We start from the raw sequence: 19,721 nt of genomic DNA, 5'->3' as shown, positions 1-19,721 counted from the left end.
CATTGATGTATGCAGAATATCCGTGAAAGGAGGTTATCCATGTCTATGTTTATCCGCGCAATTATCATCATTTTACTTGCTTTGCTGGCTATTGGAATGGGATTTCTGGTTCTTGTGTGCTGGGCGCTGGCAGCCTGTGCGAGCAGGCGGGATTCTTATCTGGAAAAGGATTACCGGGTAAAGTAGAGGAAATCTGCGCATGGACGCTGGGTGTTGCCAATGAGTTTGTTCATTACTTTTCCATTAAAGTACAAGGTTGCGGAACCGCCACCGTCAAGGTTATAGGCATAGGTGCATCTGTAGGATTTGAAAATATTCACCATATCCCAGTGGTTTAGTCCTGTGTAGCTTCCGGTGTCTGTTACCAGAAGAACATAATCGTTTGGTTTCACCATTCCTACTGCTGTACGTGGATAATATTTCTCTGTTTCTGCCCATGGAGACTGTGCTTCTCCGTCCTTGATCAGAACAGGACCAAAGTTATAGGTATCTTTTACTCCGGCTGCAAGGAGGTCTTTTCCCATAAGACCCTGTGCCGGGGTGTAGATGGTTCCGTTGTTCTTAACTGCCATAACGGAATAACTGGTCATATAATCGCCGTAGATAATTCCATTCTTGATGCACATGCCGAGTGGAGATGGTTTTCCTGTTCCGTAATCGAAGGCACTGCCGTTTACTCCAATGATCCCGCCATTGGAAGATACTGCATCAGAAGTAGTCTGCCGGGAGCCTCCGTAGGTTCCGTTGGAAAGAGCTGATTTCAGCTGTTTCGCACTGGATGTTTTTATGTGCGCTACCCAATAGGAAATTCCATGGACAGATTTGCGGTCAAGTTTAATGTTTAATGTACTGCTTTTGTATGTATAAGAATTTCCGCTCTGAGTAACAGTTGGCTTGGCTTCTGAAGATTTTACACGGCGGCCTTTGCTGTTAACATAGTAATTTCCAATCCAGGTATTTTTTGCCATGGCACCGTTTTTTTTGCTGAAATAATAATAGTATCCCCCTATCTTCTGCCAGCCTTTTGCCATGGTAGAATTGCTGAGAAAATAGTATTTCTTTCCATCTTTGGTAAGCCATTGGTTTGCGATGGCCACGCCGGATTTATTGAAATAATAGGTGTATTTATCACCCGTTGCCCAGCGGTTTCGGAACATGGCGCCGTTTTTACGGTTATAGTAGTATTTGTTACCGGAGCGTTTCATCCATCCGGTGAAACGTTTGCCATTGGCAGTGCTGTAGTAATAATAACCCTTATATTTAAAAGAGCCACAGATCAGACGCCCTTTTGAGTTATAAAAATAGTAATCTCCGTTTATTTTCTGCCAGCCCGTTTTCTTCGATGTTATGCTGACTGAAGTTCTGTTCTGTTTTACATATGTAGCTGCCTGTACGGAAACTGTATGTATATTACTCCCTGTTATCAGAAATAACATCAGAATAAGAAATACTGTTCGTTTTCTGAAAGCTGATTTTCTTTTTATGTCTGTCATCCTGTCTTCTGCCTTTCCTTTATATATTCAGGCGAATAAACTCGTCTGCTGCTCACAAGGTTACTGTTCGCTCCGTGAACAGTGATCCCACAAGTTCATACACCGTTCTCAAACTCTCAGCAGCCCTCTAACGATATGTCCCCTGCGATTTTTTCACCTGACAGTTTGGAAGCCCAAGTGTTGTCAGATAATACTCCATATCCCTTTCTGACATCAGACACTTGGGTCCTATGACAAGCTCCCGGATCAACTGATCAAGACAATCTGAAAAATCAAAATCCACATAGGATACCAGCTGGTTTTCTTTTACATAATAGGAATAGTTATACAAACGAGCCCCCAGAGAAAGCGCAACTTCTCTTCCCATCAGAAATTGTTTTGGCGAAAACTCACACAATCGGATTTCGCTTTCTTCTCTGAAAAATGGATTTTTCATGTAAACGGATTCCTGAAATAATCTCAAAAACTTTTTTTCAAAACAGCTCATGACTTTATCCATCAATTCTATTTCATAATCCTGATCTTTTTCAGCGCTTTCCAGGCATTCTTTTTCTTCCTGCAATATCTTTTCGATTTCAGCAACTAATTCATCTACAATCCGAAACACAACTTCTCTCTGTTCTGCTTCAGAATAACTGATCTTATGTAATGACACGATAGATGGCTTTGAAGTTTCCGGCGAAACTGTTACGATTTCTTTGAGTACATCCAGATCAAACCCAATCGCAGCTCCGCGTCCGTCATCTGCATATCCCCGCCATTGGCTGAGCAGATCATTCTGATAAGAAAAACAGGTTACATAATATCTGAAATCAGAATGGTTTTCATTAAAAAATTCATCTGTAAACAGTTTCACATATCCCATAAATCTGTCTAATGAAATATTGGCTTTGAATAAATCTGAAGTTTTTTCGTAAGCACTTTTAAATTCTGTATCGTAATATCGACAGATCCAGCTGATTTCCATCGAATCATTGGATTTCAGGATATTTGTCAAACGAAGGGAACGATGCTTCAAAATAGAATTTAATGATTCTAAACTGCAATAGTGATATACGATCATACTTTTCTCTTCTCCTGTAAAAAATTCATCGTCAAGCAGATATTCACAATCTGCTTCACTACCTGATTCAAGTCAAGCGGATATTCGCAATTGAAGCAGGTGGCTTACCTGATTTGGTTAGATTGCCTGCAATAATGGAATATTATTCCGCCAAAAGATAATATTATTATAGCAAAAAATAATGGCAAATCTGTAAATTCAAGGAACCCCTTCAATATACCATATTTTTAAGTCCGTCATATAACATTTTCAAAATGTGCAGAGCTTTCAGATAGCAGCAGGAAAGAATCCTGCCTGGAAAACTTTTTTATGTCATTGGAACATTTCGGAATAATTTTATATGGCATAGAAAAGCCGCTGCATATATACAGCGGCCCTGTTGATAAATATTGAATTTAATAATCTGTTTTCTGATAAAATCGACCATTAATGTAGTCGGTTTTGATGATGTTTACAAAGGCTTTCGGATCAATCTCATGTACCTTCTTTACCAGGAACTTGGCTTCTTCAGTAGATACAACAGAATAAATCATGCTGGTCTTTTCATCTGTATAGCATCCTGTGCCTTCAAAGCGGGTTGCCGTGTGATTGGTGAGTTTGAAGATTTCCTCATAAATCTGATACGGCTCCTTCGTGATGATGAACAACGTATGCTTCTTATATCTCTGATGCAGCATCTGGATCACCTGGGTAGAGGTAAACTGGAAAATGATAGAGTAAAGTGCTCTGTCCCATCCAAAGAGTAGACCTGCAATTGTCAGGATCACTGCATTTCCGCACAGAATATAGTTCCAGATATCTCTTCCGCTCTTCTCAGAGAAATAAATCGCAATAAAGTCCGTTCCACCAGTACTCGTATTACCGATCAGGCAAAGGCTGATACAGAAACCATTGATCAGACCACCGAAGATACTGATCAACAAAGTATCATAAGTAATCGGCTGACTCGGAATAATATCTGTAAGCAGACCGGAAAGTACGATCACACAGACAGAACTGATTGTAAATTTCTTCCCGATAAATTTCAAACCGATAAATACAGGAATCGAGTTCAACGTTACGTTGATCAGTGTATACGGAATCGCAATCCCTGCAAACGTCTGGAAAATATTCTGGATCAGCAGAGTAAGTCCTGTAAATCCTCCCGGAAAAAGACCACCTGCGCGTACAAATGTCTTAATATTCAACGCCATGATCGTCGCAGCCAGAACCGCACAGCCGTAACGCTTGGCTTCGTGTTTTAAATTTAGTTCTTTCATAATCTTATATTTCACACTATTTTCTTTTATTTGTGTAATTTATAATTTCCACAATTCAAAATCCTCAAAACAGGATTTCAAAACGGATAAAATTATCCGTTGCTTGCTCATAACCAAATAACTACTCTACAGTTGATTTGGTTAAATTACGCTTCCCATCTTCCAGAAGCACCACAAGGCAGCACCAGCCCATTAGAACTTACCGGAAGCCCGATCTCCTGAGAATCCACATGACCGCCAAACTTCTTCAGCTCCGTAGACAACATATAAGTCAGCACCGCCGGTGCCAGACCTGTTGTATAAGAATTGATCAGGAAAAATAACGGATCATCACTGAGAATCTTTGTACACAACTTGATCAGATCATGGATACAATCCTCAATCTTCCAGATCTCGCCCTTTGGTCCACGACCATAAGAAGGCGGATCCATAATAATTGCATCATAATGATTACCCCTGCGGATCTCGCGCTCCACAAACTTCACACAATCATCCACCAGCCAGCGGATCGGCGCATCCCCAAGTCCGGAAGCAACTGCATTCTCCTTCGCCCAGGTAACCATACCCTTAGACGCATCCACATGAGTAACAGAAGCCCCTGCTGCCGCAGCCGCCAAAGTCGCACCACCTGTATAAGCAAAAAGATTCAACACCTTCACCGGGCGCCCTGCATTCCGGATCTTATCCCCAAACCAGTCCCAGTTCGTAGCCTGCTCCGGAAACAGACCAGTATGCTTAAAACTAAATGGTTTCAGGTGAAAAGTCAGATCCTTATAATGAATATCCCACTGCTCCGGCAGATCAAAAAACTCCCATTCACCGCCACCCTTCTTGCTTCTGTGGTAATGACCATTCATATGCTTCCAGCCTTTATTTGTTTTCGGTGTATCCCAGATAACCTGCGGATCCGGACGCACCAGAAGATAATCTCCCCAACGCTCCAGCTTCTCCCCACAGGAAGTATCAATCACTTCATACTCTTTCCATCCGTCTGCAATCCACATCTTCTAATATATCCTCCTAAATAAAATACAGCAGATTACCGCATAATCCACCACAATACTATTTTCTACTGTATAGTAGTATAAGGTAAAACTCCCTCCATGGCAAGCAAACCATCATAATTCGCAGTTATAAATGAATAAAGTATTATTCCTTTCTACTACAATATATTTATGGTTAATAACCCTTACAGCCAGTAAGAAATTCGCATATACTTAAAACATTTCTTCACAAATCAATATTGTTCAACTAGTCGCAATTTTTCTAGTAGCCAGTAACCAGCGCGAAGCAGCATCCCTCCACACACAAAAAAACAAGCCGAAACTCAAAAGTCTCAGCTTGTTTCATACAATCACTTATTTCGCTTTCTTCTTCATAGAAGCAATCACTGACTGAATCACAATAAAGAAACACAGCAACAGTGAAAGAATAATTCTTACCCACCAACTTGATAAAGTACCCTGAGTAGTAATCAAACTGGAAATCGTACCCTTAATCAGAACACCAAACAAAGTACCAATCGGAGTACCAACACCACCAGAAAGAAGCGTACCACCGATAACTGCTGAAGAAATCGCATCCATCTCAAGACCCTTTGCCTGCTCAACGAAACCTGCACAACTGTTCAAACAGAACAGGAAGCCACCAAGGCCTGCAAGAAAACCATCCAGAACATAAGCATTAAAAATAGTTTTCTTAACATTCAGACCCATCATTAATGCACTCTGACGGCTACCGCCGATCGCATAAAGCTTACGTCCAAACTTACGATATTTCAGAAGAACCGCGATCAGAATTACAACAATCAGAGCAATCACAACTGTCGGCGGAATATAAGCCGGAATAAATTTACCCTTCTTACTGGTTGAACCAAAAGGCATATAGAAACGGTAATTTGCCCATTTCAGGAATAACTCATTCTTGATAGAAATCATATCAGTACTGATGATAGCTGTCAGACCACGTCCGAAGAACATACCTGCCAGAGTAACGATGAATGGCTGGATATCCAGATAAGCTACCAGGAATCCCTGAACAATACCAAAAGCAACACCAATAAGCAGTGCAACTAAAACTGCTGCATATGCGTTCACACCTTTGTTCTCCATAAGGTCTGCAAGAACCATACATACAAGTGCAGTAACAGAACCTACGGAAATATCAATACCACCGGTGATCATAACGATTGTAAGACCACACGCAATAACCAGAAGACCCGCATTAGATACAAACAGGTTCAGAAACATCTGAGGTTTTGCAAAACCTTTATCAGCAAAAACAATCATACCTGCAACATACATTACTACAAATAATGCGATTGTGATCAGAAGCAGGAAGCCATTTCCCGTTATTTTCTTTTTCTGTACATTTGCTTTCATTACTTCTGACCTCCTTCTGCTGCCACACTTCTTTTAGCCTTTAAGTTGGCAATATATTTCTTAAATACATCACTCTGCAGTGTAACGATGATAACAACTACGATTGCCTTATAAACAGGAAGCTGATCTGCTTTTACGTTCATCGCATAGAGTGTTGTGGTCAGAGCCTGAATAGTGTAGGCACCGATTACGGAACCGATCAGGCTGAATTTACCACCACCAAGGAAGTTTCCGCCAAGCGCAACTGCAAGGATGGCATCCATTTCCAGATTAAGACCAATGTTGTTTGCATCTGCAGAGTAGATACGGCTGGATGCCACAATACCGGCAATACCAGCCAGTACACCACAGATAACATAGGTAAGGAATTTAATCATCGTAGAATTTAATCCCACAAGACGAGCTGCCTTTCCATTGATACCAACACTTTCAATGTAAAGCCCAAGAGCAGTCTTCTTCAAAATCAGGTACACAATAACAACTGTAATAATTGCAAAGAAAATAGGTGTAGGAATCGGGCATTTTCCAATATATCCACCAGCCATCTTAAAGGAATCCACACGAATATAAGTAATCTGTCCGTTTGTGATCAGCTGAGCAATACCACGACCGGCTGTGTAAAGGATCAGAGTTGCAACCATTGGCTGAATATTCAGCTTGGAAACCAGAAATCCATTAAATGCACCACATAATGCAGATGCAAGAAGTGCTGCGATAACAGCCAGGATCACAGGATTCTGGTAATCATTTACAGAAACCTGTCCGCCGGAAAGAATCTGACAGCAGACAGCCGCTGCAACTGCCATAATCGCACCAACACTGATATCCTGTCCACCGGAAGCTGCTGTTACCAGTGTCATACCGATTGCAAGGATAACCAACTCTGAAGCACGGTTAATAACATCAACAATGTAACCATAGAGTACACCGTTTCGGATTGATACATTAAAGAAATCCGGTGTTCTGATCACATTCAGCAAAAGTACTGCGATCAGACACACAATAGGAAGAAACAGACGTGCACTTGTTATTTTCTTTAATTTACTCTTATTCATTATTTATCGTCACCTCCGGCAATAGCTTTCATAACTCCGCTCTGGGAAAGTTCATCCTCTTCCAGCTCCCCTACCTTCTGGCCATCACGAAGAACTGCCATACGGGAGCAGGTGCGGAGCATTTCCTCAACCTCTGAGGAGATAAATGTAACTGCCATTCCCTGATCCGCAAGATCAAGAACCAGTTTCTGAATCTCTGTCTTAGTACCGATATCAATACCTCTGGTCGGCTCATCCAGAATCAGATAATCCGGATTAGTCAGAAGCCATCTTCCAAGGATAACCTTCTGCTGGTTACCACCGGACAGACTCTTAATCGGGGTTTCACGACTTGCTGTCTTAATCTGCAGTAATTTAATATACTTATCAGCAGCATCCTCCATTTCTTTCTTGCTTAATGGATGGAACATACCGCGTTTAGCCTGGAGCGCTATAATAATATTTTCTCTTACAGAAAGATCTGCAATAATACCTTCTGCCTTTCTGTCTTCCGGAAGATATGCCATACCAAGTTTCATGGCATCCAGCGGAGTATTGATCTTTACTTCTTTTCCCTTTACTTTTAAAGTTCCTGTATCAGCTTTATCCGCCCCATAAATTGCACGAACCAATTCAGAACGTCCGGAACCCAGAAGTCCGGTAAGACCAATAACCTCACCTTTATTGATGGTAATATCAAACGGTTTGATCGTTCCCTTATGAGATAATCCTTTTGCTTCGATTACAGGTTCTGCATCTGTGATTCTCTTGTCTTTATGATCGCCTTTAATATCTGCAAGATCATCAAAATCCTTACCCATCATCTTGGCAACCAGCATTACTCTCGGAAGATCTTTCGTCTCATATTCCCCAACAAGTTCACCATTACGAAGAACTGTAATCCTGTCGCAGACTGCATATACCTGCTCAAGGAAATGCGTAACAAAGATAATACCTACACCTTCGTCACGAAGTCTTCTCATAAGTACAAACAGCTTTTCAACTTCATCATCATCCAGTGAAGATGTCGGTTCATCGAGAATCAGTACCTGGCACTTCATGTCCACTGCACGGGCAATTGCAATCATCTGCTGAATCGCAATGGAACATTCCTCCAGCATCTGTGTTGGCGGCACATGAATGTCCAGGCTCTCAAGAAGTTTTCCTGAGCGCTCATTCATCTGCTTCCAATCAATCATTCCCATCTTTCTCGGTTCTCTGCCAATAAAAAGGTTCTCAGCTACAGTCAGGTTGGGACAAAGGTTTACCTCCTGATATACTGTACTGATACCATTTGCCTGCGCTTCCTGAGGTGAGTGGTTAATAATGGCATTACTGTTTCCAGCCATATGAATCGTTCCACTTTCAAATTCATGTACACCGGTCAACACCTTGATCAGTGTTGATTTACCTGCACCATTCTCCCCCATCAGTGCGTGGATTTCACCTTTTCGAAGGGTAAAGTCCACATGGGAAAGGGCACGGACTCCTGTAAAGTTTTTGCTTATATCATGCATTTCCAATACTACATTTTGTTCCATATTCTTTCCACCTGCTTTCTATACTGGTTTACCCCTCATTCACTGAAAAGCTTCAGCAAAGCGGGTATCTGTAAATCATTTCGGCATAAAGAGAGCGTGATTCATAAATCCGGGTTTCTCCGAATTATGAACCACGCTCCGGATTATTTATATTCCTTCTATTACACTTCTATTATTTGTTGTCAAAAATTAGTATGCACGTCCGTCAATAATTTCCTGTGTGATAGGTGTAACTGCATATTCGCCCTCTTCGTCAAGGCTGTTTACAGCTGTAACTTTATCTACTGTGTCATCAGCTGCGAAGATTTCTTCGTCTACATAGTTAAGTTTCTGAACTTCCTCACCGGCTTCAAGAGCTTTGATCAGTTCTTCTGCACGTGGTCCGTGTAATGGGTTACACTCAACATCGCATGTAATCTTGCCGGCTAATGTGTCTGTTAAGCCTGCATTTGTTGTATCAAAAGAAATAACCATGATTTCACCGTTTGCGATATCAGATCCTACTGTTTTACCAGCTGCTTCGATAGCATCAATAGCACCGAATGCTTCGTTATCGTTCTCGCAGTATACAACGTTAATATTGTCATACTGTTTCAGCATGGACTCCATAACTTCCTGTCCTTTAGCCTGTGTGAATTCACCGGACTGCTGAGCAAGTAAGTTCCATCCATAGTTGTCAACACCTTCTTCAAGACCTTTGGAACGTCCAATCTGAGCTGTAGATCCGATTGTACCCTGGATATCAACGATGTTAACATCTTTTGCATCGATTCCCTTAGCTGTTGTGTATGCATTCAGCCATTCAGCTGCTTTTCTTCCTTCGAGTAAGGAGTCAGTTCCGATCCATGTTGTATATAAGCTGTCATCAGATACATCAACCATACGGTCTACGATGATTACAGGAATATCAGCATCTTTAGCTTCCTGAAGAACTGTATCCCAACCTGTCTCTGTTACAGGAGCTAAAAGAATGTAATCAACTTCCTGCTGGATAAAGTTACGGATTGCTGTTAACTGGTTTTCCTGTTTCTGCTGTGCATCGTCGAAGATTAATTCATATCCGTTCTCTTCGCTGAATGTGGATTTCATGGATTCTGTATTAGCTGTACGCCAGTCAGATTCAGCACCTACCTGTGAGAAACCAACTGTAATTGTGTCGTCCGCTGCTGCTACACCCACTGTAGGAACTACACACATACCGCATACCATTGTTGCTGTTAATAAAGCTGACACGATTTTTTTCTTCATTTTGTAAATCCTCCCGATTCATTTAAGATGTCTTTATTATAGTAAAAATCCAGGAAAATTCCATAGAATATTTTCCGTAAAAAGTTTATTCTTCTATCATATTTTGTTCATAAATTATACAAAGTTTGTTTTTTTATTTAGAAAGTTAGATTTTTTATTGTGCATTATAAATACAGGAATAAATTATTAACTATTTTTTATATTCATATTGCACAATTCGGCATTAGTCGACAAAATTTTCTATTTCTGTGATTTAACCAAATCAAGTAAGTCCCCTGCTTCAATTGCAAATATCCGCTTGACCCAACCAGGTAAGTTCCCGTTTCAATTACAATATCCACCTGAACAGACAGCAAAAGCTGCATATCCGTTAAAAATCTTAACTTCATGCAGCCTTTCCTTTTCATTGTTTATCTTAAACTGTTATCCAGGTTTATTTTCTTCGCCATATACACTTCCATAACTGTGCCCTCTCCCTCTGTGGAAGAAATCTTCAGTCCATAGCCTGGTCCATAATAAAGTGCGATTCTCTCCGATACCGCCGCAAGTCCGAATCCGGCACGCTCACCACTGCGGATAGATTCCTGCACTTCGTGCAGACGTTCCGGTGTCATTCCCTGACCATTATCCGTTACTCTCAGCATCATATCATCTCCCAGGTCAAATCCTTCAATAAGAATCTTGCCTTTTCCACGCTTATTTTTGATTCCGTGATAAAGTGCATTCTCTGCAAGAGGCTGCAGGGTAAGTTTGGGAACCATTACCCCGTCCAGCTCTGACGGAATATTGATTTCAAATTCCATGATATCTCTGTACCTGGACTGCTGGATCTCCAGATAACTCAAAGTATGGCGTTCCTCCTCTGCCAGCGGAATGATATCTTTTCCTTTAGAAAGAGATGTCCGGAAAAATACCGACAAACTTGTGATCATATCCACAGCATCCTGCTGCATACCGCCCTCTACCAGCCAGACAATGGTATCCAGTGTATTATATAAGAAGTGAGGATTTACCTGTGCCTGAAGCAGCTGCAATTCTGTCAGATGCTGTGCATCCTGTTCCTTACGCACATTTTCCAGCAATCCCTCAATTCTGCCCGCCATCTTTCTTGTACCGGCATCCAGTTCCTGAATCTCAATACAATCAGCCGGAACCGCACCGATCGTCTTGTACTCTCCTTTTCCGACCTTCTTAATATTATGCAGGATCTCGGAAATCGGCTTCGTGATGCTGTATGTCAGCCGGAATGAACGCCGCATCAGAATAAATGTAGCGATCAGGATTGCTGCACACATGGTCATGATCGTCAGCCTTACATTTCCTGCAAGCTGTGACTCCACCTGAACAAGCTCTGTCGCTTCCTGATAAATGTAGTTCTGCATTTCCTTCTCAAAAAGCGTAGTCAAAATCTCTGTGTTATTCGCCATAAATTCCTGACGATTCTCGTAATCCTTGATATCCAGAAGCTGGTTCATCCGCTTCTGAAGATTCTCCAGATAATTGGTCAGATATTTCAGAGACCGCAGGCTCTCTTTCTTTGTCGTGGTTTTCTTTAACTTCTCTACTGTATTTATCGCTTTATCAACCTGTGCATTTGGCAACCCGTCACGCCCTTTTCTTCCAATGCTGACATAGTAAATATCCATGTCAACTTCATCCTTAAAGCTCATATCATTATTCGAGCTTCTGTAATTCGCATTATATTCGGTGCTGACAGCCAGATTGTTGGACAGCTGATTATATTTATCTGTATAATGCCAGAAAAAAACAAGAAGCACTATGATCAATATTGCCATAGGAATCATAGTGCTCAGAAGTGTCCACTTCATTTTGGTTTCCAGCTTCTCCTGCTTCTGCCTCATGGATCAGACCTCTCCTCTCGTTTTGCGGTACTCGCTTGGGGTCATTCCCTGTGTTTTCTTAAAAAGATAGCTGAAATAATGAGCGTCTTTATATCCCACTTCTCCTGCAATTTCGCTGGAACGTTTGGATGTACAGCGAAGCTGTTCCTTTGCCTTATCCATACGAAGCGCAGTCAGATATTCAATAAACGTCTGTCCCATATTCTGACTGAAAAGCGCACTGAAATGATTGGCACTGACATTCGCCACATGAGCCACTTTATTCAGAGAAATCTCCTCATCCATATAATATTCGTCAATAAAATCCACTGCCTTCTTCAGCACACTTCTGTTCTGATTACCTGCATTCTCATCGCGGATCGCAATTGCCCGCTTCAGAAGATCCTCCGCATATGCAATAGAAGCCTCTGTAGATTGACTTGTTTTCTCTACAATATCATCCGTTTCCTCTCTCGACAATTCAGCATCATCATATCCAATCTTTTTAAGAAATGACAACACAGAAAAACGCACATTCAAAACCACGTAATTACGGAACACCAGTGATTCCATCGGTTCCCTGCCAATAGCATGAAAATAGTCATGCACAAAACTGTCCACCTCATCTTCCAGACCACTGCTTAAAAATTTCTGCAGGATTTCCGGATTCAGAGCATTGATATTCACATTCTTCAACTGAACAGCTTCTGTTTTTGAAGTATCCGCTGAATTCCCCTTTACCTGCTCAAGCATATTGTAATAAAGAATATGACCATCATACAGATAACGGAATGCATAAGTTCTGGCTGCTGTGTGATAGCTCTGCTTAATTCTGCTCAAACGGTCTGCCTCCTCGCCAACAGCCACAAACCAATCCACATTTGCACTGGTTTCTTCCATGATCTTCTGAATTGTTTCCACACATTCACGAGTATTCTTCTCTATCGTATCTCTCTGTCCCTTGACCAGAATTGCATAACTGAACACCTGATGTCTGAAAAGCATCGCAACCGGATGACTGAGGAAATAATTCTCAATCTTCTTATGTACTTCTGCCTCCCGGTCGGAATATCCTTCCGACGAATTACAACTGCTGTCCGAAGTATCCGGAGTAAAAATCAAAATATTATATGCTTCTGCCACAATATCGAGATTCAGACGATCTGCTCTCTGATAAATCTCCTCCAGATTGGAATCCGCCCTCACCAGAGACTCAAAGAAATCACGACTTGCATTTCTTTCATATTCCTGCATTTCCAGCTTGAACTTCTCATAATACTCCATCTGTGTTTTCTCATGCTCATAGCGATTATGAATCTCCTCCAGACGCTCAATAAAAGCATTCTTAGTAATCGGCTTCAACAGATAATCCTCAACTCCGATACTGATCGCCTGTTTCGCATAATTAAAATCATCATAACCGCTGAGAATTACGATCTTAATATTAGGAAGCTCTTTCTTTACCAATTTGCACAATGTCAGACCGTCCATAAACGGCATCTTAATATCAGTGATCAGAAGATCCGGTTTACTCTTTAATATCAGTGGCAGCGCCATCTCCCCGTCAGATGCTTCTCCTGCCAGCTCAAACCCATACTGTTCCCAGGGAATCATCTTCTTGATCATCTCCCTGATCACTACTTCATCTTCCACCAAAAAAGTTTTTAACATTCCACTCCTCCTGCTGCCCTACACAAATATATTCCCAATATCTTCTCAATAAATCTGATATAACTTTAATACATGTTGAATTAGCAGGCAAGTTATTTTTAACAATAAATGTTTCACAGTCAATTAACAGCACGAAGCCACCTCTCTCTTCGGGTGAATTTGGAGGGAGAGGTGGAAAAAGCCTCCCACCCGGACAGGGGAGACCGGACAGGAAGCTCTTTCTGGCTATTGGCTAAGTTTTGAGTTAATGCTTTTTTCTGGTTAATGAGTTAACAGGTTACTTATTTTGTTGGAAATAATTCCTCTGCTTTCGGTTTCCAGTGTTCTGCATAGGCATCACACTTCGCACAGAGATGTTCCACAGATTCCGGAGACTGTAAGTCAGTAGATTTCGCTCCTGAATCTGCAACCATCTTACGCAGCTTCTGCGGATTCTCAAGCATTGGACATGGACGAAGCATGTTTTCATTAAATGGCTGACCATCATGATATGCCATGAAGATTGGACTCTTTAATGCTTCCAGCAGAGTATTTTCATAAATATTTGCATTGGAATAATGAATAAATACACAAGGATCCACATCACCGTTTGCATTGATATGCAGGTAACGTCTTCCGCCTGCGATACATCCGCCAACATACTGCGCATCATTCTGGAAATCCATTCCAAAGATTGCTTTCGTAGAACGATACTCTCTGATCTTGTGATACATCTTCTCACGCTGTTCAGGGTTCGGCATTAATTCTACTACAGCGTCATTTCCTGTCGGCATATAATGGAAGAACCATACGAATAATGCACCGCAGTCAATAATGTGATCATAGAATTCTTCACTGCTTACACTGTCTACGTTTGCAGAAGTATAGCAGGTAGATACACCAAATGGAAGTTTATGGGCTTTCAGAAGTTCCATTGCATGCATAACTTTCTGATATACACCTTCTCCACGACGACCATCATTTGCTTCCTCAGAACCTTCCAGGCTGATAGCAGGTACAAAGTTCTTCACACGAAGCATATCCTGACAAAACTCTTCGTCGATCAGAGTACCGTTTGTAAAGGAAAGGAACTCGCAGTCCGGATATTTTTCACAGATACGAATCAGGTCTTTCTTACGAACCAGCGGTTCTCCACCTGTATATATGTACATGTAAGTACCCATTTTTCTTCCCTGTTCTACGATAGAACAGATGGTATCGAAATCAAGGTTCAGTTTGTGACCATATTCAGCTGCCCAGCATCCTGTGCAGTGCAGATTACAGGCACTTGTCGGGTCAAGCAGGATTGCCCATGGAACATTGCAGTTGTTCTCTTCTGCTGTTTCTTCCTGAAGTGCACTTCCTTTTAAGCTGGCATTGATAATGAAGTTTGTAAAGAATGCCTCACGTACACCCGGATCCAGATCATAGATTCTCAGGATCAGTTTATACCAGTTGCTGTCTTTATCCTGAATCGCATTACGGATTGCATTTCTCTGTGCTTCATACCATCCGTCCGGTACAAATTTATCTACAAGTTCCATCAGTTTCGGTATATTTACTTCCGGATCCTTTTCCAGATAACCAAGACCTGTCTTAACTGCTGCCGCAAGTGCAGCCTGTTTTGCTTTGTCCATTAACTTCATGTGATTACTCCTCCTTGTTGTGGTGTGTTATATCTCAACACCTGCACACATAAATCTGTAGAATTTCCAGCATAACTAAATCAATTCTCATTCTGTCGGAATCTGCATATTTCAGATTTCATGTGTCAGGTATAATTTTTGTCATTACTGACACGAAATAGACAGTAACTTTTTTATCATCTTATTCAGTACTCATCCATATCTATGATATCCTGTTTCTGATTTTTAATAATTTTTACTGTATAAATTGCTACACAGAGATTCAGGATTCCTTCAAACAGGATTGAAACACCAACCAGGATCATCATAACTTCTGCTGCCTCGAACGGTCTTACCAGAAGTAAAAATCCCAGAACACCAGTCAGAACTGCCACCAGCAGAATCCTCCACCAGAGATTTAATCCGAATTTCTTTGCATCTATCGACATCTGGATTTTGAATAATGCATCCGCAAGGATGAGGATACCAAAAATTACAAAAATAAGATTCACAACTACATTCCTGCGTACAATAATAATGACTCCTACTGCTGCCAGCAGTACTCCAAAGGCAAGATCAAACTGAAATGCCAGACAATAGAAATCTCTGGAAAAATATCCAAGAATCTTAATGAGTCCATATACAATAAGCATAATCCCTACTGCCGTACAGAAAACTGCCATCGAACAATCCGGCCAGATGATCAGGCAGGCGCCCAGGATCATAAACAGAACAGACATAACAATGTACCCGTTTTTTGCTAATTTCAACTGTTTCAGTGCATCCATCTGTCCTTCCTCCTTCCTTTTGTATATCGTTCCTGAAAACATTGCTTTCTCTGTATTTTCATGCATTGTTTTCATTTCCCTTTTCATGCCTGTATTATAACTGTGATATTTTTAACAATAAATAGACAAAGAAAAGCCCATGTCCAAAATTTAGGCATGGGCTTCGTTTTGTATAATTGAGATGTCAAAATCAGAAGTTCTGTTACGCACACATCAGCAGCTTCCGGGTTCTAAGATCATGGTCTGTTCATAATCGCATGCAATTCCGGATGATTTTCAAGCAGCTCAGACACCTGACGCATCTCGGCTGCCAGATCACTTTCCAGACCGTGATCCAGCCATTCCATCAGGACTCCTACAAATACACATTTATAATATTTGATCAGCATCTGGATTTCCTGAGAAGTCAGATTAAATTTATGTACGTTCTTATTAAAATATTCTGTAATAATATAAGAAGCAACATCATTCATATAAACAAGAAATATGTCCCTTTTTACCGATCTGTACACATTCAGCATCAGCTTCCGGTTGCTTCGGACCAGATTAGCCATATCTTCCATACATTCCAGAATAGATGATTTCTCCTGCGGTGCTTCCAGAATCTCATCCCATTTTTTTTTCATAATGAACTCTACCACATCCGGAATATCACGAAAATGATAATAAAAAGTATTTCTGTTTACTCCGCACCGTTCCACAATATCCTTGACCGTAATCTTGGACATTGGTTTCTCATCCAGTAATTCTGTAAAAGTTCTCGCAATTATTTCCTTTGTAAACCCAGACATAATCTCTTTTCCTCATCACACTTCACATTGTCATAAATACCATCTGCTGTCATTTCCATTGAACTCCCCGCTCTGCTGACCACTTACTGTCCGGCAGATATACAACATCCACATACAGTCATAAAATAATTACAGCCCATTTCCAGCGGTTTCTGAGTATTTCATAATTATGCCATAAAGGTTGAGTTTTTGCAAGCATTCCCGAAATTGGTCTTACCTCTGTGGGATGAGCACAATTTCCTTAATTTCAAGATTATCTGCTCCGTAATAGAGTTTAATGTAGTGATTATGTCCAAATCTCATATTCAGGACACGGCTTTCTTCCACCCATTTTCCATTTGTTCCCTGTACGGAAACAGTCATCTTATGAATATTATCCAAAAATACGGAAACAGGAAGCTGTGCCAGTTCACCGAGATCAGATTTCAGAGTAAATTTCATAGTGAAATCGCCCTCAAAATCATTGGTCACTGCAAGCACATCCGCATTTCCTTTCGCAGGATGCAGCACAGATCCATCGATCACGATTTCCTGTGTCTGCGGATCACTGACCAGATTTACCAGACTTCCGGCATCCACATCATCCTCTTCTTTCGTATTCATCGCTTCCAACTCCTCTTCACAGATTCTGTCTGTCAGAAGAAGAATAGACGGACTCTTTAACAGGAATCCCAGTATATTTGCCGCATTTCTCTGCAGTTCACCCAAAGTTATGTTTCCTGCATGAAGCATTTCCTCTACATCATCATTCTCCGGATTTGCTTTCGCATTGCTTACCACCATATAAATATCATTCTGGGCAGCAACCATCGGAGCTTTCACAGACACTTCTGCCTGATGTCCCTCATAATTGGACTTCGCCCACCAGTCTGTCATAACAATACCGTCAAATCCCCATTCTTTACGGAGAATGGTTGTACACAAGTCATAACTTCCTGCAGTCCAGAGTCCGTTCACGCTTCCGTAAGTTGTCATTACAGAACGTGCACCGCCCTCTTTCACTGCAATTTCAAATCCTTTCAGATAAATCTCACGCAGACATCTCTCGGACATTACAGAGTCAGAAGTGCTTCTTCCTACTTCCTGATTATTTCCACAGAAATGCTTGATCGTGCTTCCGATTCCGGATTTTGCCATCGCTTTTACCTGTGCTGCACAGATTCTTCCTGTCAGAATCGGATCCTCGGAAATATATTCAAAGTTACGTCCGTTCAGCGGATTTCTGTGAATGTTCATACCGGGTCCAAGAAGAGAGTCAATTTTATTCAGACGAAGTTCTTTCCCTGTCATTTCATATAGATCACCTACAAGATCTGTATTAAATGTACATCCCAGTAATGTTCCATTCGGCAAAGAAAAAGCTTTCGTTCCGCAGTCCATACGGATACCGGACGGACCATCAGAACAACATCCGACCGGAATTCCAAGGGCTTGCAGGGACTCTGTAACACCACCGAATGCAGCTGCAGTTCCTGCTGTAACTTTCGGACTGCACATACCCTCACCTCTAAACATCGCGATCAAATCTTCCTCGCTAATCTGGGCTACAAATTCATCCATAGAGACCTTCTTATCCAGCACATCCACCAGTTTATAGCCCCTGTCTCCTGTATGATCCAAAGTCTTCGGCATCTCCTCTGATCTGCGTTTCTGTGGATCAACTGTACGTACAGGCACCTCCTCAGTCACTGCCTCATAAGTACCGTCCGGCATAAGAACTGCTTTCATTCTCCGGAACTTCTCAACCGGAGCATATGCTTCCTGTAACTGTTCAAGTACACGTAATTCCTCTTCATAAGTACCTGCAGATTCTGCATTTCTCACATCACTGCCCACAAAAACCTCATAAGTTCCTGACTCCAGAACATAGCAGGATCTGTGACCGGTCACCCCACTGTCATCATAGGAAGCCATATCGTATTTCGGGATAATGATCATAAGTTCCTCTCTCTCTCCCGGATCCAGCTCCTGTGTCTTGGCAAAACCGATCAGCTTTCTTGCCGGATTACCAAGTGTGCCCTGCGGTACTTTTACATAGACCTGTACGACTTCTTTTCCTTTTACACTGCCTGTATTGGTAACTGTGGCAGATACAGTAAGTTCATCCTCTGTATTTTTAAAAATCTCTGCTTTTGTCTCAAAATTTGTATATGATAAGCCATATCCGAACGGATAAAGCACTTTATCCTTTGCAAAAGTCTCAAAATAACGGTAGCCTACATAAATATCTTCCTTATAATAATTCTGAAACGGATCTCCAAAGTTCTCTGTAGACGGATAATCACTGATGTTCCCGGCAATCGTATCTGTCAGCTTACCGCATGCACAGACTTTGCCTGTCAGCACATCGGCAACCCCATTACCGCCTTCCTGACCGCCCTGCCATACATACAGAACTGCCTGTGGATGATATTTCTTTACCCAGCTCATATCAATAATATTACCAACATTCAGCACTACAACCGTACGTTTGCTGACTTCACACACACGGCGGATCATATCTTCCTCTGTTTCCGTCAGGCAATAGCTTCCTGCTTTCGCATTGTTATCCTGATCCTCTCCTGCAGTTCTTCCGATAATAACCAGAGACACATCATTATTGCGTGCACAGTCCAGCATCTCCTCAGTGACTTCCATCTCTTTCTGACACCACGGCACACGGCCCCATCCCTGTCCCTCATCAAAAGGATTCTCTTTCATCCAGTCGGCATAGATCTCCATCAGTTTCTCATCCAGGTGAATTTCCTCACACTCTTTCAGCGCATCCAGGATTCCCACTACATATCTGGTATTTACCAGACCACCGGAACCAAGTCCACTCTTATAATAATGAAAAGCCATACGGCCAAAGACAGCAACTTTTTCTCCCATTTTCAGCGGAAGTGCCTGATTCTCATTCTCCAGTAGCACACAGCCTTCTGCTGCTGCCTGTCTCGCCAGTGCTGCATATTTCTCTAAATCCAGTTTATAATCGTTCATGTATTTTCCTTTCCTATACAGAAGTATT

15 protein-coding genes are annotated in these 19,721 nt (G+C 41.6%); 1 reads left to right on the top strand and 14 read right to left on the bottom strand.

From position 1 onward, the window contains the following. Window positions 1–39: 39 nt before the first annotated feature. On the top strand, window positions 40–186 hold the full coding sequence (locus ACTNES_RS01980) for a hypothetical protein (protein WP_216458670.1): 147 nt from the start codon (window positions 40–42) through the stop codon (window positions 184–186). Here ACTNES_RS01980 and ACTNES_RS01975 read toward each other — a convergent pair. The 14 genes from ACTNES_RS01975 to ACTNES_RS01910 all read right to left on the bottom strand — a co-directional run bounded on the left by ACTNES_RS01975 (window position 171) and on the right by ACTNES_RS01910 (window position 19,693). Beyond that, complete coding sequence (locus ACTNES_RS01975) at window positions 171–1,493, bottom strand: phosphodiester glycosidase family protein (RefSeq protein WP_291816154.1); 1,323 nt, start codon at window positions 1,491–1,493, stop codon at window positions 171–173. The two genes, ACTNES_RS01980 and ACTNES_RS01975, sit on opposite strands and share 16 nt — an antisense overlap. Window positions 1,494–1,620: 127 nt before the next feature. Further along, window positions 1,621–2,556 (bottom strand): DUF2971 domain-containing protein, encoded by a 936-nt coding sequence (locus tag ACTNES_RS01970; RefSeq protein ID WP_216458668.1) that lies wholly within the window; start codon window positions 2,554–2,556, stop codon window positions 1,621–1,623. Between the two features lie 395 nt (window positions 2,557–2,951). Then, on the bottom strand, window positions 2,952–3,815 hold the full coding sequence (locus tag ACTNES_RS01965; protein ID WP_291809682.1) for a YitT family protein: 864 nt from the start codon (window positions 3,813–3,815) through the stop codon (window positions 2,952–2,954). 146 nt (window positions 3,816–3,961) lie between these two features. After that, window positions 3,962–4,819 carry a class I SAM-dependent methyltransferase gene (locus tag ACTNES_RS01960; RefSeq protein WP_216458666.1) on the bottom strand — a complete coding sequence of 286 codons (858 nt, stop codon included), beginning with the start codon at window positions 4,817–4,819 and terminating at the stop codon, window positions 3,962–3,964. A gap of 354 nt (window positions 4,820–5,173) precedes the next feature. Next, window positions 5,174–6,196, bottom strand: a complete 1,023-nt coding sequence (locus ACTNES_RS01955; protein WP_291816157.1) for an ABC transporter permease subunit — start codon at window positions 6,194–6,196, stop codon at window positions 5,174–5,176. Continuing rightward, window positions 6,196–7,251, bottom strand: a complete 1,056-nt coding sequence (locus tag ACTNES_RS01950; protein ID WP_008705030.1) for an ABC transporter permease — start codon at window positions 7,249–7,251, stop codon at window positions 6,196–6,198. The genes ACTNES_RS01955 and ACTNES_RS01950 overlap by 1 nt, the downstream gene beginning before the upstream one ends. After that, a complete protein-coding gene (locus ACTNES_RS01945) occupies window positions 7,251–8,771 on the bottom strand; it encodes a sugar ABC transporter ATP-binding protein (protein WP_025577764.1) in 1,521 nt (506 codons plus the stop codon). The genes ACTNES_RS01950 and ACTNES_RS01945 overlap by 1 nt, the downstream gene beginning before the upstream one ends. A gap of 189 nt (window positions 8,772–8,960) precedes the next feature. Continuing rightward, entirely contained in the window at window positions 8,961–10,019 is a 1,059-nt protein-coding gene (locus tag ACTNES_RS01940; protein ID WP_441038426.1) for an ABC transporter substrate-binding protein, read from the bottom strand. Between the two features lie 410 nt (window positions 10,020–10,429). After that, the gene (locus tag ACTNES_RS01935; protein ID WP_291805081.1) at window positions 10,430–11,881 is read right to left on the bottom strand and encodes a sensor histidine kinase; all 1,452 of its coding nucleotides are present in this window, start codon (window positions 11,879–11,881) and stop codon (window positions 10,430–10,432) included. Between the two features lie 3 nt (window positions 11,882–11,884). Then, window positions 11,885–13,531 (bottom strand): response regulator, encoded by a 1,647-nt coding sequence (locus ACTNES_RS01930; RefSeq protein WP_300335429.1) that lies wholly within the window; start codon window positions 13,529–13,531, stop codon window positions 11,885–11,887. A 281-nt stretch (window positions 13,532–13,812) separates the two neighbouring features. Further along, window positions 13,813–15,156, bottom strand: a complete 1,344-nt coding sequence (locus ACTNES_RS01925) for a radical SAM protein (protein WP_441038425.1) — start codon at window positions 15,154–15,156, stop codon at window positions 13,813–13,815. 185 nt (window positions 15,157–15,341) lie between these two features. Continuing rightward, window positions 15,342–15,923, bottom strand: a complete 582-nt coding sequence (locus ACTNES_RS01920) for an HdeD family acid-resistance protein (protein WP_300335426.1) — start codon at window positions 15,921–15,923, stop codon at window positions 15,342–15,344. A gap of 236 nt (window positions 15,924–16,159) precedes the next feature. Continuing rightward, the gene (locus ACTNES_RS01915; RefSeq protein ID WP_216460716.1) at window positions 16,160–16,714 is read right to left on the bottom strand and encodes a TetR/AcrR family transcriptional regulator; all 555 of its coding nucleotides are present in this window, start codon (window positions 16,712–16,714) and stop codon (window positions 16,160–16,162) included. 213 nt (window positions 16,715–16,927) lie between these two features. After that, window positions 16,928–19,693 (bottom strand): glycoside hydrolase family 3 protein, encoded by a 2,766-nt coding sequence (locus tag ACTNES_RS01910; protein ID WP_291816850.1) that lies wholly within the window; start codon window positions 19,691–19,693, stop codon window positions 16,928–16,930. Between the last annotated feature and the right edge of the window lie 28 nt (window positions 19,694–19,721).

The organism is Blautia sp. HCP3S3_D9, assembly GCF_052063845.1.
Lineage (GTDB): Bacteria > Bacillota > Clostridia > Lachnospirales > Lachnospiraceae > Blautia_A.
The sequence above is the reverse complement of the archived record's forward strand: the minus strand, read 5'-3'. Positions and strand labels throughout refer to the sequence as shown.

Bases quoted from the DNA above. Each gene is read 5' to 3' on its own strand.
- ACTNES_RS01940 (WP_441038426.1), bottom strand. From the start codon at position 10,019: ATGAAGAAAAAAATCGTGTCAGCTTTATTAACAGCAACAATGGTATGC.
- ACTNES_RS01910 (WP_291816850.1), bottom strand. From the start codon at position 19,693: ATGAACGATTATAAACTGGATTTAGAGAAATATGCAGCACTGGCGAGA.
- ACTNES_RS01935 (WP_291805081.1), bottom strand. From the start codon at position 11,881: ATGAGGCAGAAGCAGGAGAAGCTGGAAACCAAAATGAAGTGGACACTT.
- ACTNES_RS01930 (WP_300335429.1), bottom strand. From the start codon at position 13,531: ATGTTAAAAACTTTTTTGGTGGAAGATGAAGTAGTGATCAGGGAGATG.
- ACTNES_RS01950 (WP_008705030.1), bottom strand. From the start codon at position 7,251: ATGAATAAGAGTAAATTAAAGAAAATAACAAGTGCACGTCTGTTTCTT.
- ACTNES_RS01965 (WP_291809682.1), bottom strand. From the start codon at position 3,815: ATGAAAGAACTAAATTTAAAACACGAAGCCAAGCGTTACGGCTGTGCG.
- ACTNES_RS01945 (WP_025577764.1), bottom strand. From the start codon at position 8,771: ATGGAACAAAATGTAGTATTGGAAATGCATGATATAAGCAAAAACTTT.
- ACTNES_RS01915 (WP_216460716.1), bottom strand. From the start codon at position 16,714: ATGTCTGGGTTTACAAAGGAAATAATTGCGAGAACTTTTACAGAATTA.
- ACTNES_RS01980 (WP_216458670.1), top strand. From the start codon at position 40: ATGTCTATGTTTATCCGCGCAATTATCATCATTTTACTTGCTTTGCTG.
- ACTNES_RS01925 (WP_441038425.1), bottom strand. From the start codon at position 15,156: ATGAAGTTAATGGACAAAGCAAAACAGGCTGCACTTGCGGCAGCAGTT.
- ACTNES_RS01920 (WP_300335426.1), bottom strand. From the start codon at position 15,923: ATGGATGCACTGAAACAGTTGAAATTAGCAAAAAACGGGTACATTGTT.
- ACTNES_RS01955 (WP_291816157.1), bottom strand. From the start codon at position 6,196: ATGAAAGCAAATGTACAGAAAAAGAAAATAACGGGAAATGGCTTCCTG.
- ACTNES_RS01975 (WP_291816154.1), bottom strand. From the start codon at position 1,493: ATGACAGACATAAAAAGAAAATCAGCTTTCAGAAAACGAACAGTATTT.
- ACTNES_RS01970 (WP_216458668.1), bottom strand. From the start codon at position 2,556: ATGATCGTATATCACTATTGCAGTTTAGAATCATTAAATTCTATTTTG.
- ACTNES_RS01960 (WP_216458666.1), bottom strand. From the start codon at position 4,819: ATGTGGATTGCAGACGGATGGAAAGAGTATGAAGTGATTGATACTTCC.